The sequence below is a fragment of the Rothia sp. P7208 genome (genome assembly GCF_048512915.1).
Classification (GTDB): Bacteria; Actinomycetota; Actinomycetes; order Actinomycetales; family Micrococcaceae; genus Rothia.
The window spans coordinates 34828-48771 of record NZ_JBLXXW010000006.1 but is presented as its reverse complement, the minus strand read 5'-3'; the positions used below and the strand labels follow the sequence as shown (position 1 = coordinate 48771).

The window sequence follows — 13944 nt, the reverse complement described above, 5'->3', positions numbered from 1 at the left end:
AGACCTCACCTAAAATGGGAGAGTTTACTCCCCTCATGCTCAAGGAGCACCATTGGCTCAGAACCCTCCAACTCAAACAATTACAGAACAGGTCCGCGCAGAACAAGAAGCTTATCTTCAAGCCGTAGAAGACCACATGCAAGAGTTTTTTACGAGCCAAGAACAGCTTCTTCACAAGATTTCTACCGAATCAGTTGAACTTTTGAACGCTATCCGCAGACTTTGTTCAGGCGGAAAAAGAATCCGCGCTCTGCTAAGCTACTGGGGTTATCGCGGAGCAGGAGCTACTGGAGTCTCTGACGAGATTGTTAAAGCAGGCGTAGCCATCGAATTATTTCAAACCGCAGCGCTCATTCACGATGACATCATCGACCGTTCAGATACTCGCAGAGGGTTACCGTCAGTACACCGCAAATTTGAGCATGAACACCAAAGACAACAGTGGCTTACCTCCTCAGAGAACTATGGCATCTCTAGTGCCATTATCGCTGGCGACCTATGTTTGTCTTGGTCCGAGATGATGTTTAGTTCTATCGGAAATAAGGCTCTATGGGGTTCTGAAGCCCGACATATCTTTGATCTGATGCGTACCGAAGTAATGGCTGGACAATATCTCGACATTTTCAACGAAGTATTACCGTCACAGGGCTATCAACAATCTTTACAATACGCGCACAATATTATCCGCTATAAATCTGCAAAATATTCATGCGAGCATCCTTTATCTTTAGGCGGTGCGCTCGCACTTAACATATCCTCTGCCGAGACAAACCCTTTACTTGAACAATACCGTTCTTTTGGGTTGCCATTAGGAGAAGGATACCAACTTCGAGATGATGTATTAGGCGTTTTTGGAGAGCCACGTGAGACAGGAAAACCTGCAGGTGATGACCTCAAAGAAGGAAAACGTACCGTACTCATCGCCCTTGTAGAAAAGAACGCTTCCCCAGCGCAATGGGAATTACTTAACTCACAATTAGGGAATCCTGAACTCCACGATAATGAGATTACTCAGCTACGAACAATCATTACTCGCTCAGGGGCACTTTCAGAAGTCGAAAAATATATTGAGAATACGGGAGACAAAGTATTTTCAGCATTAGAAAGCATGAAAGTTGATGAGCTCACTCGCACTGCACTAGGTAGTATTGTGTCGAAGATGCTGCATCGACGTTCATAAGTTCTCATATATTTTGTACATCATGCGATGAGGTACAAGGTTCATAAAAAGTATGGTGTGGTTACCGTAGCTTCTACGGTAACCACACCATACGCATAATGAATCTGTTGTTTTTTTACGTTGTATAAGGCGCTACCATGCTAGTGCGCTAGCACGACGACGAATCTCCGTTTTACGTCCTTGATGCAACGCATCAATAGGACGACCAGGTAGGGATTCATCTTCAGTAAATAGCCAAGTGATGGCCTCTTCATCGCTGAATCCAGCATCCTGAAGGACGATAAGCGTTCCTTTGAGAGATTCCAAAACGTGTTCTTCTCGGAAGAAGAGTTCTGGAACTTTACGAACCTGAGTTTCGGGATCGCGAAGAGCTAAAAGCGCACGTTCTGCGATAAGAGAGTGCACGCGAGTTACCTTAATATCAAGTAACTCAGCGATATCGGGAATCGTGAGCCAATTGCCCACAAGGTCAAAAATCTGTGCAGTAGTTTTTTCTTCAGTCACAGTTAATGAGTCTGCCAGATATTGAGAAGTTTTTCCGTGCTTTAGAGCACCTGAACAGATTTTATTCGCTAAGAATGAAGATATTTTCACCCTATCGGCAGTTTTGACCCTAGTAGTATAGCTACATGAGTAAATCACGTTCTGCCCCATGGCTCACCGGAAAAACTTTTAGCCGACGCTATCAACTTGGCAGAAAAATCGGTGAAGGAGGTATGGCAGAGGTCTATTATGCCACGGACGTGTTCTCCCATAATCCTGTGGCTATTAAGGTTTTGTCTTCTCGATTTTGTTCAGATATCTCACAGCAGCAAAAATTTTTTAGGGAAGAACGTTCTCTTCGCAATATATCTCATGAACATGTCGTGGGTGTGATTGATTCTGGCGTTCAAGAGGAGCAAGGCTATCAGCTCATGTTTCTCGTCCTTGATTATGTGCACGGTTGCACATTGCAGCATCTGTTAAACCAGCGCAAAGTACTCACACCAGCAGAAATGTTTGAGATTATTCTGCCAGCAGTTGAGGGGCTTTCTGAGGTTCATGCACACGATTTGATTCATCGTGATCTCAAACCGAGCAATATTCTTCTCTCGGCAGATCATCGGGATATTAAACTGACAGATTTTGGTTTGACGCGACGTGCTAACCAAACGTGGACAGGTGAGCTGATGGGTACACCCTCATTTGTTGCCCCAGAGATTGTCACGCCCGGAGCTGAGGTAGGGGTTCAAGCAGATATTTTCTCTCTGGGCATTATCATGTACCGTATGCTTAGTGGCAGACTCCCCTTCGCAGAGTGTTCAGATGATCAGCAGATTATCTACCATAATGTTAATACGGAGCTACCAGATATTAACAAATATGCCCCGCAACTTGATCAAAACATTTCCGGAATCATTAAATGGTGTACCCGTAAACCCCCCAGATTCCGCCCATCAAATGCGACAGAGTTATTTGAGATTCTTCAACAAACCCATTCAGAGCTATCAGATGAAGCATTAAACTACCGTTGGTTCAGTCATATTCCGATGGGTAGAAACCTATGGGAGGACGTAGCGCATATCACGGAGGCAGGTCACTCTCTAGAGGAGTCTCAGAGCCTCATATCTACTGCGGTTAAAGACATCGACAAAAGTATAAGATTCACAGAACCTCCCACAGACCCATATACAGACTCCGAAAATACTGATGATTCTGCCAATTCAGTACGAGATACAGCAAATAACCTTTTTGATAGGACGTCCGTACTGAGTGCTCAATATCATCTTCCGAGAGAGGATTTTGAACCTTCCGCTCAGTATTCTCCCCTTCCTCAGCAGTCTATTACTCCACCTCCGCATAACCCTCGTAAGCCCCAAAGTCCTTGGAATCCAAGAGTTTCTAACGTCATGAAACTAGGAATAGGCATTCTTTTTATTATCGCCTTTACCGTCTTCAGTTTATTAGGATGGCAACTAGCAAGAATTCTCCTAGATTCCCCGTTAATCCCCCAGCTCAATACATTTTTGACAGCACATGGGGATGAGCATCTCCTCGGTAATTTTTTATAGGAGTCACTAAAAGGTTTTAAACGTTAAGGGGCGATAGATTTTTCTATCGCCCCTTAACTATCTGCTCTAGAAAAATTATTCTTGAGCAGTCTCAACGGGTACTTTATCGTCGTGCAAGGTATTCTGCGACTAAGAATGCAATCTCTAGGGACTGGCGATGGTTTAGTCGAGGGTCGCAGAGAGACTCATAATTATCTAAGAACGCTGATTCATCAACGGGGTCTGAGCCTCCCAGACATTCAGCGACGTCGTCGCCTGTCATCTCGATATGTAGCCCACCGGGGAATGTTCCCAAGGCCTCGTGCACTTCAAAGAAACCACGAACTTCATCGACAACATCGTTAAAGCGTCTTGTCTTATATCCTGATGGCACAGAAATAGTGTTACCGTGCATGGGGTCTGTTACCCACACAATCTTTGAGCCTTCAGATTTAACCGCTTCAACGAGAGGAGGAAGATTCTCTCGAATCTTCTGCGCCCCCATGCGGGTAATAAAGGTCAAACGTCCTGGTTCACGTTCTGGATCTAGAATGTCGATGAGGCGGAGAACTTCTTCCGTAGATGTCGTTGGCCCAAGCTTAACACCGATGGGGTTACGCACTTTAGACAGGAAGTTAACGTGTGCATCGTCTAGTCCTCGGGTTCGTTCACCAATCCAGATGAAGTGTGCAGAGGTGTCATATGGGTTTTGAGTACGTGAATCAATCCGTGTCATAGCACGCTCGTAGTCGAGAAGTAAGCCCTCATGTCCGACGTACATTTCGGTTGCTTTAAGAGCTTCAAAATCGGCTCCGCAAGCTTCCATGAATTTAAGTGCGCGATCAATTTCTCGTGCTAAGGATTCATAGCGTGCATGTGCAGGGTTAGCAGTAAAACCTTTATTCCATTGGTTGACTAAACGAAGGTCAGCAAACCCCCCTGTTGTAAAAGCTCGGACAAGGTTAAGCGTTGATGCGGAGGTATGGTATCCACGTACCATGCGTCGCGGATCATGAGCACGAGCTTCTTCCGTGAAGTCAAAGCCGTTAACCATTTCGCCACGGAACGAGGGCAAGGTGACTCCATCGCGTGTTTCATCGTTTGAGGAGCGAGGTTTTGAAAATTGTCCTGCCATACGGCCCATTTTGACGACGGGCATAGAGGCACCGTAGGTGAGTACGACAGCCATTTGTAGAAGTGTTTTTACTCGTGCTGAGATTTTATCAGCGGTGGCATCGTTAAAGGTTTCAGCGCAGTCGCCACCTTGTAAGAAGAAAGCTTTTCCTTCAGCGACGTTCGCTAGTCTTCTGCGTAGGCGGTCCACTTCACCGGCAAACACGAGAGGCGGAAGTGAGCTAAGTTCTTGAATGGAGGAAGGATACTCAGGGTGTTCATGCCACGTTGGTTGTTGGTCAATGTGTAGATTGCGCCATTCGTCAAGCTTTGGCAGATCGTTGGAGTTCAGTGTCTGACCATGTTGGCTGTTTTCTAGTGACATATTAGGTTTCCTTCGAGAGTACGAAAGTTCTGCGGTATCAGAAAAATGAGGTGGTGCTACAAGATGCAGTTCTTATCGTCTTTGGTGTTGATAAGAACGGTATTTTTTGTAGCTGCTGCTTGGTAAGCAAGTGACTCGATACCCCCTGAAGGATATGAGTATTTTGGTGAACATTACCGGTATCTTGAGTAGTTTGCAAAAAATTAGGACATTATCTCACTAATAGCTTCTTGTGCTGTTACATTATGTTTCTTCATGCGTTCTTTGACGTCTGCTGCATAGACAGGAACATACTCTTGTTCGCTGAGCTCTCGAATTGCTTCAACGATGCGGTCGGCAACGAGACGCTGAATTTTGTGTTCGGAGGCGCGGTCCCAATATTCGGAAAAGTCGAGAGGTTTTCCGATACGAGTTTCGACCGTGATAGCAGAGCCATCGTCATTTTTGAGGCGTACAGCGTTTGTTCCAAGTGGTTGGACACGGTCTGTTCCAATCTGGCCGATAGGTACAACTGGTACGCGAGCGCTGAGGGCAAGTTTTGCAACACCAATTTTTGCGCGGTAGGCTCTGCCGTCAGGGCTTCTTGTTCCTTCTGGGTAGATACCTAGGTAGCAGCCTTCATGTAGTTTTTTGATTCCTTGGTTGAGAGAAGCTTGGCTTTTAGCTCCGCCGGATCGATCCATGGGGATTTGTCCGACTCCGCTGAAGAACCAACGCATGATACGGCCTTTGAGTCCAGTTCCGGTGAAATAATCAGATTTTGCGAGGAAGAAGACTTGTCGAGGTACGGACATGGGGATGAAGAGAGAGTCGCAAAACGCTAAGTGGTTGCTAGCGAGGATGGCGCCCCCGGTTGGTAGGTTTTCTTGTCCTTGGACGCGGTGTTTGTAGATTCGTCCTAAAAGTGGTGTACAAACTTTTTTGAGAACCATATATAAACCGGTGCTTTGGGTGTTCTTCATTCTTGTGGGTGTGCCTCTCTACACTAGCGTCACATGCATTCATAGTTTACCTAATTAGTGTTCTGTCTGTATCTCGTTTTGTCGTGTGGTGTGAGAACTGTCGTACTCTAACAGGTGAGGTTTATGGTTCTGTTGGGTGTTTTGTCTGAGTTGTGTCCATGGTGCAAGGTGAATTGTGTTCAAAGACCTTATAATGAGTGGTGTTCGCATTCCGATGAGGGCTCTTTCAGGAGATATAGTTTTGGCCGGTCTTTTCAACCATCAGCCGATGTCTTTTCGTGGTCAAAAGTCTATCGGCGTGCTTGTATTGCATGGTTTTACGGGTTCTCCGTGGAGTATGCGTCCTTTAGCTGAGCATGTGATGAGTCTGGGATATTCGGTGGAACTTCCTTGTCTGCCGGGTCATGGCACGTCATGGCAGGATATGTCGCGGTTTTCTCGTCATGCTTGGTTGGCGGAGGTAGATCGGGCGTATTGGCGTTTACGTGCTCAAGGTTGTGACGTTGTTATCGCAGGTTTGTCGATGGGTGGGGCGTTAGCTCTTTATCAGTCTGCTCGTCGTCCGGTGATAGGAACAATTGTTATTAATCCTTATGTTGTAGATCCGACGCCGTTATTGTCGCTGAGTCCGTATGCGAAGTTTTTTATTTCGAGTACGTCTTCTATTGCTTCTGATATTGCCGTAGAAGGTGTTGATGAGGGTGCTTATGATAGAGTTCCTACTGCTGCTGCGGCGCAGTTACATTTTTTGGGTCGGCAGTTGCGTCCAGTGATACCGAGTTTGTCTGAACCAGTTTTGTATTTTCGTTCACGGCAAGATCATGTGGTGTCAGATGCTTCGCACCGTTATTTTCTCAAAAATGCCCTTTGTCCAGTAGAGTTTATTGAGCTTGAGAATAGCTATCATGTGGCAACTCTTGATTATGATGCACCGTTCATCTTTGAACATGCTACTGTTTTTCTCACGTCATGTGAATTGAGCCAGAAAGTTACCTTATGAAGTATGTTTCAGTACCAGAAGCTGTTACCTGTGACCCACAGCTCAACGTTACCGATATTTTGGAACGTAAAGTGCAGCATAGTGAGAACCCTGTTCTTTACCGTGTTCAGTATTCCCCTGGCAACTGGGTGCCTATTCGTGCCACCGAATTTAAAAAACAAGTAGTAGACCTCGCTAAGGGTATGATTGCGGCGGGCATCGAAATCGGTGACACTGTCGGGATTATGTCCCGCACCCGATATGAGTGGACGCTGATTGACTTCGCCATCTGGTATGCTGGCGCTGTTTCGGTTCCTGTCTATGAAACTTCTTCACCGGCTCAGGCGGCTTGGGCACTTTCACATTCGCGGGCAAAAGCAGTGTTCGTAGAGACGGAGGCGCTTGCACATACGGTTGCTGAAGGTGAACAGTTTGCGCCACTTGTTCTAGAAGATACGTGGGTTATTGATCAAGGCGACCTTAAAGAGCTAGTTCGTCGAGGCCAAGATATTAGTGATGAGGTAGTTGAACAGCGCCGTTCCTACGCCACTTTAGACTCTATCGCGTCAATTATTTATACGTCTGGCACAACGGGAAAACCTAAGAGTTGTCCTCTAACTCATGGCATGTTTGCGCGTGTTGCAGCCAATATCTTGGTGGGTGAACCAAATGTTTCTAAGCCAGGTGGTTCGACGGTATTGTTCTTGCCTTTAGCTCACGTTATGGCGCGTATCATTCAGATTACGGCGTTGGATGCTGGCGTCGTTGTCGGACATTCTTCCAATATCAAAAACCTCACCTCTGATTTAGGTTCGTTTAAACCAACCTTTTTGTTGGTTGTACCGCGCCTTTTTGAGAAGATTTATGAGGCGTCAGTACGTAAAGCAGAAAAAGGTGGGAAGGTCAACGCTAAGCTCTTCCACCGTTCTGTTGATGTAGCAATTAAGTGGTCTCAGGCTTCTATCGCAGGAAAAGTCTCGCGCACGTTAGCGATGCAGTACGCCTTTTATGATCGTTTGGTCTATTCTCAGCTACGTAAAGCAATGGGTGGCAACCTTCGCTATGCGGTATCTGGTGGTGGCCCGCTAGCTCCTCGTTTGGGTCATTTCTTCCATGCTGTAGGGGTGATGGTCATTGAAGGTTATGGTCTGACCGAATGCACCGGTCCTATCTGTGTCGGACGTACCCGCGATTTTGAAGTCGGAAATGTTGGGACGTTACTCCCCGGTGGTGCTGCTCGCCTTGCTGAAGATGGCGAACTAGAGCTTAAAGGCGTTGGTGTCATCACAGGATATCTTGATAATCCTGAAGAGAATGCTATCGCGTTCACTGAGGACGGATGGTTCCGCAGTGGTGACTTAGCTCAAATTGATGAGCGTGGTTTTATTAAGATTGTCGGACGTAAAAAAGAAATTATTGTGACAGCTGGCGGTAAGAACGTTATTCCTTCAGTTGCTGAAGAGCGTCTACGTACTTCCCCACTCGTTTCTAATGCCATGCTTATCGGCGATGAAAAACCCTTTATTGCGGCACTGATTACTTTGGACCCTGACGCTTTACCCGACGAACTAGAGCATCTTGGCTTGCCACGCGAAATGTCCATCTCGGATGCTGCGATTAATCCTAAGGTTCGTGAAGCAATTCAGAAATTCATTGATGAAGCAAACACCTTTGTTTCGCGTGCAGAATCTATTCGTGAATTCCGTATTATGAACCGTGATTTCACTGAAGAAGAAGGGCACCTGACTCCTTCGCAAAAAATTAAACGTGCCGTAGTCTCACATGATTTTGCCTCGTATATTGAGGATATTTATAACAGGACAAAAGAATCTGTTAACGAACAATCCAAGAAATTTGAGGAGTTCCGCGCAGAACGTGCTGAACGTGCCGAAGCTAAACGTGCTGAGCGTGCTGAGAAACTTGATGAGTTCCGTCAAGAAACCGGTAATAAGCTCATTGAGTTAGGCGAACAGATTAAGGACTATACTCCTAAACATAGCGCAGGACAGGAAGACTCTTCTACCGAAGATTAGTCTTTTCTTGTAAGACACGATGGGTGTTGGCATTCCCCTAACTGAGGGGCACCGCCAACACCCATCGCTTTTTAATTGATGCCTCTAGGTGCTATTTAGGCATGTAGCTCAAGGCCTAGGATAGCGTTTTCGACAACTTCTGTAAGTGCTGGATGAATCCAATACTGTCCACGAGCTAAGGTTCTTACGTCTTGTCCAAAGCTCATTGCCTGAATCAGCGGCTGAATCAGCAATGACGCTTCAGCACCCATGATATGTGCCCCTAGGAGCTCAGCCGTATCTGTACGAGCAATGAGCTTGACGAATCCTTCATCGTCTTCCATCGCCCACCCATAAGCAGTATCACCGTACTTTTGAATTTTGGTCACGATGTTGAAGCCTTCTTCTTCGGCTCGTTGCATAGCTTGTTTTTCTGTGAGTCCAACACTAGCAATTTGGGGGTGAGTAAAGACCGCTGCCGGAACAATATTGTCTTCTGCGCTGTGGAGGTCTTCACTCGCCCAGAGGTTGTGTTGCACGGCGCGCATCTGTGCATTCGCAACGTGTTTGAGCATCCACGGTGAGCTAATATCTCCTAAAGCAAATACGCCCTCTACGACTTTCCCCTTCGATAGTGCCCGCTGATATTGGTCAACGGCAAGGAAACCACCGTCTAATACGTCATAACCAGCATCTTTAAGGTTAAGCGATGCACTGTTCGGTGTTCGTCCAACAGCCAAGAGCACAAGCTCTGCGTTAAAGTTTTTTTCTTCTCCTTCATGCTCAGCACGAACCGTGACTTGCTGAGCGTTCTCATCTGTCTCGATGGCATGGACGGGAGTATTCGTGTATACGCTCCATTGTTTACGTGCGTTGTATTCAAAACGTTCTGAGATGAGTTCGTCAGCACCGCGTAGCAGAGTTTCTGAACGGTGAAGTTGAGTCACCTCAGTGCCTAAAGAGCTAAAGACGTGGGCAAATTCTGCTGCAATGAATCCTCCCCCAATAATAATCAGACTTTGCGGTAGCTTTTCGATACGCATAATAGTGTCTGAAGTGTGTACTAGAGGGCTATTCACGCCATCAATATTTTCGGGAATGGTGGTGTGTGAGCCGGCAGCAATCACAATCTTTGGTGCGTGTAGTTGACGTCCACTATCGGTTTGAAGGGTATGAGTATCCACAAAATGAGCGTATTCTTCAATGACCGTGACATGGTCTAGAGTTTTACGGTAGTTAAGTCCTCCTTCAGAAATTGCGTCAATGCGTGTAAAGATTCTGTCTCGCATCTGTTTCCATGAAACGTTCACAAGCTCTGCTTGCACACCGAGGCGTTGCATATGAGTTGTTTCGTAGGCAAGAGTTGCGGGATAAACGTATTGTTTAGTGGGGATACAACCGAAGTTCAGGCAGGTTCCTCCGAACGTTCCACCATCCACGATGGCAACTTTTTGATGTTCCCAACGTTCATCGATGAGGGAGTTCCCTGAGCCTGATCCAATAATGATGAGGTCGTATTCTTCAGTCATGTTTCCTCCATGAAATGAGTATTCGGGATAGATTCTGCTGACTATAACGATGTTGGTGGTGCTTCTATTCCCTCGTTGACAGCCTTTGATGTGTTTATGCTACGACGTTCATAAAAAATGAGGTCTTTCTTTAACAAAAAAGAAGTTTTGTTAAAGAAAGACCTCATCACCTAGTGAGTTGTGTTTTTATGAGTTGGTGTTAACTACGATGAGCAAGTCTCCACCTGCCACTTGAGTAACATCTTGGTAGACGACTCGTTCTACGACGCCGGCTACCGGCGACGTGATAGATGCTTCCATCTTCATTGCCTCGATAGTAGCAATCTGTTCACCGACTTCGACACGCTCTCCTACGGTGGCGGTAATCGTTACGCCACCGGCAAAAGGTGCAGAAATGTGACCGGGGTTGGTTGGGTCAGCTTTTTCTGCTTCTTTGACGTCGGATTCGATGGAGAGGTCTCGAACTTCGACGGTTCGAGATTGACCGTTCAGGGTGCAGATGACGTGCCGGATACCTTTAGAATCTGGTTCAGAGATTGCTTGTAGGCTGGCGATGAGGCGCACCCCTTTGCCTAGGGAGATAACGTGTTCTCGGTTTTCGATCATACCGTAGAGGAAATCTCGAGTATGAAGGATAGAGACGTCACCGTAGTCTTGACGGACACGTTCAAATTCTCGTGTCGGGGCAGGGAAAAGTAGCCTATTTAGCGTTTTACGACGTGTGTCTCCACCTTCTTGTAGAGCTTTTCTATCCTCTTCAGAGAGTTCATTGACCGTCGGTTTCGCTAGTTTTCGCCCTTCAAGAGCACGGGTTCTAAAAGGCTCTGGCCAGCCTGCTGGTGGGGTTCCTAGCTCCCCGTTCAGAAAACCGATAACGGAGTCAGGAATATCAAAGTTCTGAGGGTTTTTCTCGAACTCTTCAGGGTCTACTCCCATTCCTACCAGTTGTAAAGCGAGATCGCCAACAACTTTTGAGGAGGGAGTAACTTTGACGATATGTCCCAGCATCTTATCTGCCGCAGCGTACATATTCTCGATATCTTCAAAGCGGTCAGCCAAGCCAAGGGCTTTGGCTTGTGCTCTGAGGTTTGAGAGTTGTCCGCCAGGAATCTCATGATCGTAGACTCGCCCAGTAGGTGAGCTCAAGCCATTTTCGAAGGGACGGTAAATTGCACGAATAGCTTCCCAATAAGGCTCTAGAGAGAGCGCTGCGTCAAGGCTTACTTCTGGTTGGCGCGCGGTGCCGTCCATCGCGGCGATGAAGGCAGAGAAAGGAGGCTGTGAGGTTGTACCAGCTAATGTGGCAGAGGCAAGGTCAACAGCGTCTACACCTGCTTCTACAGCAGCCAGTAGTGTTCCGATTTGTCCACCCGCAGTGTCGTGGGTGTGCAGATGTACTGGTAGGCTAAAACGTTCGCGTAAGGCACTTACGAGACGTCGTGCAGCTTCTGGACGTAGTAGCCCTGCCATATCTTTGATAGCAAGGATGTGTGCACCCGCGTCAACAATTTGTTGTGCGAGCTCAAGGTAATACTCAAGAGTGTAGACCTTCTCCTGAGGATCTAGGAGGTTACCGGCGTAGCACATGGCGACTTCTGCAACGGCTGTTCCGGTTTTCCGTACTGCCTCAATTGCAGGAGTCATTTGTGAGACGTCGTTGAGAGCGTCAAAGATACGGAAGATATCAACGCCTGTAGCAGCCGCTTCTTGGACGAAAGCATCGGTTACTTCTACCGGATAAGGAGTGTATCCGACGGTGTTTCGTCCGCGTAGAAGCATCTGGATGGGGATATTTGGCATGGCCGCACGAAGATGTGCTAGACGTTCCCACGGGTCTTCTGAGAGGAAACGTAACGCCACGTCGTAGGTTGCTCCACCCCATGCTTCTACCGAGAATAGTTCTGGTAGTACATGTGATACTGCTGGTGCTGCTGCTAGCAGGTCTCGGGTTCTTAGACGTGTTGCAAGCAGAGATTGGTGGGCATCTCGGAACGTTGTATCGGTAATAGCGACTGGCTGGTATTCGCGTAGTGCTTGTGCAAATCCTTTTGGTCCGCGCTCTTGCAGGATATGCCGCCATCCTCGGGGTCGTTCGTGTTCGCCGTGGTCGAACGGTGAGCGGAAAGGCTCGTCAATTTTGTCCCCGGGGAATCGAGGAAGTTTATGACGGGGGTCTGGCCCTTCAATACGTGGACCGTGAGGTTGGTTAACGGTCACTTCTGCTAGGTATTGTAGGGCTTTTGTGCCACGGTCGCTGGAGGGACGTTTACGTAACAGTTCTGGGTGTTCGTCGATGAACGGGGTTGAGACGTCTCCAGCTTGGAAGGTGGGATCTTCAAGGACGGCATGAAGGAAGGGGATGTTGGTTGCGACTCCGCGGATACGGAATTCTGCAAGTGCGCGTTGAGCTCGTTGTACTGCTGCTGAGAAGTTTCGTCCACGGCAGGTGAGTTTTACAAGCATGGAGTCGAAGTGCGGTGAGATTTGAGCTCCGGTGTAGACTGTTCCGCCGTCCAAGCGGATGCCAGAGCCACCTGCTGATCGGTAGTATGACACTTTTCCGACGTCAGGTCGGAATCCGTTGGCAGGATCTTCAGTTGTGATGCGACATTGTAAGGCTGAGCCTCGAACGTGTAGTTCTTCTTGCCTGATGCCGAGGTCTTCAAGGGATTCCCCTGAAGCGATGCGCATTTGAGCTTGGACGAGGTCTACGTCTGTGACTTCTTCGGTGACGGTGTGCTCAACCTGAATGCGTGGATTCATTTCGATGAAGACGTGTTCTCCGGCGCGTTCACCTGCGGTATCGACAAGAAATTCTACGGTTCCAGCGTTCTGGTATCCGAGTTCACGAGCAAATTTTACGGCGTCTCGGAAGAGAGCTTGACGAATGTTCTCATCAAGTTGTGGTGCTGGTGCGATTTCGACAACTTTTTGGTGTCGCCGTTGCAAGGAGCAGTCACGTTCAAAGAGGTGCACGATGTTCCCTTGTGCATCGGCAAGGATTTGCACTTCGATATGGCGCGGGCGCAGTACTGCTTGTTCTAGGAATACGGTGGGGTCGCCAAATGCGGTGTCTGCTTCTCTCATTGCCGATGCGAGCGCGTCAGGTAGAGCCTCTTTGCTTTCGACTCGACGCATTCCTCGCCCGCCACCGCCTGCTACTGCTTTGACGAAGATGGGGAACCCAATTTTTTCGGCTTCTGCCAGTAGGTATTCGGTGTCTTTAGATGGTTCGGAAGATTTGAGGACGGGTATTCCGGCTGCTCGTGCGGCGCGGAGTGCTTCGACTTTGTTACCGGCGAGTTCTAGAACTTCTGGCGGTGGTCCGATGAAGGTGATTCCTTCTTTCTCCGCGGCACGTGCTAAGTCTGGGTTTTCTGAGAGAAAACCATATCCTGGGTAGATAGCGTCTGCGCCGGCTTCTTTGGCGACGCGGATAATTTCTTCGATATCAAGGTACGCACGAACGGGGTGTCCTTCTTCACCGATAGGGTAGGCTTCGTCGGCTTGCTGACGGTGAATGGAGTGGCGGTCTTCGTAGGGGAATACGCCAACTGTTTTTGCACCAAGTTCGTAGGCGGCGCGATATGCACGAATGGCAATCTCGCCACGGTTTGCGACAAGAATCTTTTCAAACATGTGTTTAGTTCCAATCTGCCTAGCATAGGAGGCATTCTTGGTAGAGGTTTTCACGGTGTGTGACTAGCTCTACTATATGCATCATTGCTAGTTTTTGCCCTTTTTTGTTCTTGGT

At 47.7% G+C, this 13944-nt stretch carries 9 protein-coding genes; 4 read left to right on the top strand and 5 right to left on the bottom strand.

All coding sequences use genetic code 11. From position 1 onward, the window contains the following. Positions 1-52: 52 nt before the first annotated feature. Positions 53-1180 (top strand): polyprenyl synthetase family protein, encoded by a 1128-nt coding sequence (locus tag ACN084_RS06580; protein ID WP_419106298.1) that lies wholly within the window; start codon positions 53-55, stop codon positions 1178-1180. A gap of 132 nt (positions 1181-1312) precedes the next feature. Here ACN084_RS06580 and ACN084_RS06575 read toward each other — a convergent pair whose 3' ends face one another. Then, positions 1313-1684, bottom strand: a complete 372-nt coding sequence (locus ACN084_RS06575) for an Rv2175c family DNA-binding protein (RefSeq protein WP_419106297.1) — start codon at positions 1682-1684, stop codon at positions 1313-1315. Between the two features lie 125 nt (positions 1685-1809). On the opposite strand from ACN084_RS06575, the gene ACN084_RS06570 reads away from it, so the two are divergent. Further along, positions 1810-3231 carry a serine/threonine protein kinase gene (locus ACN084_RS06570; protein ID WP_419106296.1) on the top strand — a complete coding sequence of 474 codons (1422 nt, stop codon included), beginning with the start codon at positions 1810-1812 and terminating at the stop codon, positions 3229-3231. A gap of 103 nt (positions 3232-3334) precedes the next feature. Here ACN084_RS06570 and ACN084_RS06565 read toward each other — a convergent pair whose 3' ends face one another. Both ACN084_RS06565 and ACN084_RS06560 read right to left on the bottom strand, forming a co-directional pair. After that, on the bottom strand, positions 3335-4708 hold the full coding sequence (locus ACN084_RS06565) for a class II 3-deoxy-7-phosphoheptulonate synthase (protein ID WP_419106295.1): 1374 nt from the start codon (positions 4706-4708) through the stop codon (positions 3335-3337). 203 nt (positions 4709-4911) lie between these two features. Continuing rightward, a complete protein-coding gene (locus ACN084_RS06560; protein WP_419106294.1) occupies positions 4912-5670 on the bottom strand; it encodes a lysophospholipid acyltransferase family protein in 759 nt (252 codons plus the stop codon). A gap of 193 nt (positions 5671-5863) precedes the next feature. Between ACN084_RS06560 and ACN084_RS06555 the strand changes: the two genes are divergently transcribed. Then, a complete protein-coding gene (locus tag ACN084_RS06555) occupies positions 5864-6670 on the top strand; it encodes an alpha/beta hydrolase (RefSeq protein WP_419106293.1) in 807 nt (268 codons plus the stop codon). Continuing rightward, the gene (locus ACN084_RS06550; RefSeq protein ID WP_419106292.1) at positions 6667-8682 is read left to right on the top strand and encodes an AMP-dependent synthetase/ligase; all 2016 of its coding nucleotides are present in this window, start codon (positions 6667-6669) and stop codon (positions 8680-8682) included. The genes ACN084_RS06555 and ACN084_RS06550 overlap by 4 nt, the downstream gene beginning before the upstream one ends. Before the next feature lie 95 nt (positions 8683-8777). Here ACN084_RS06550 and ACN084_RS06545 read toward each other — a convergent pair whose 3' ends face one another. Both ACN084_RS06545 and ACN084_RS06540 read right to left on the bottom strand, forming a co-directional pair. Next, on the bottom strand, positions 8778-10190 hold the full coding sequence (locus tag ACN084_RS06545; RefSeq protein WP_419106291.1) for a mycothione reductase: 1413 nt from the start codon (positions 10188-10190) through the stop codon (positions 8778-8780). Positions 10191-10376: 186 nt separating this feature from the next. After that, positions 10377-13829 carry a pyruvate carboxylase gene (locus ACN084_RS06540; RefSeq protein WP_419106333.1) on the bottom strand — a complete coding sequence of 1151 codons (3453 nt, stop codon included), beginning with the start codon at positions 13827-13829 and terminating at the stop codon, positions 10377-10379. Positions 13830-13944: the final 115 nt, after the last annotated feature.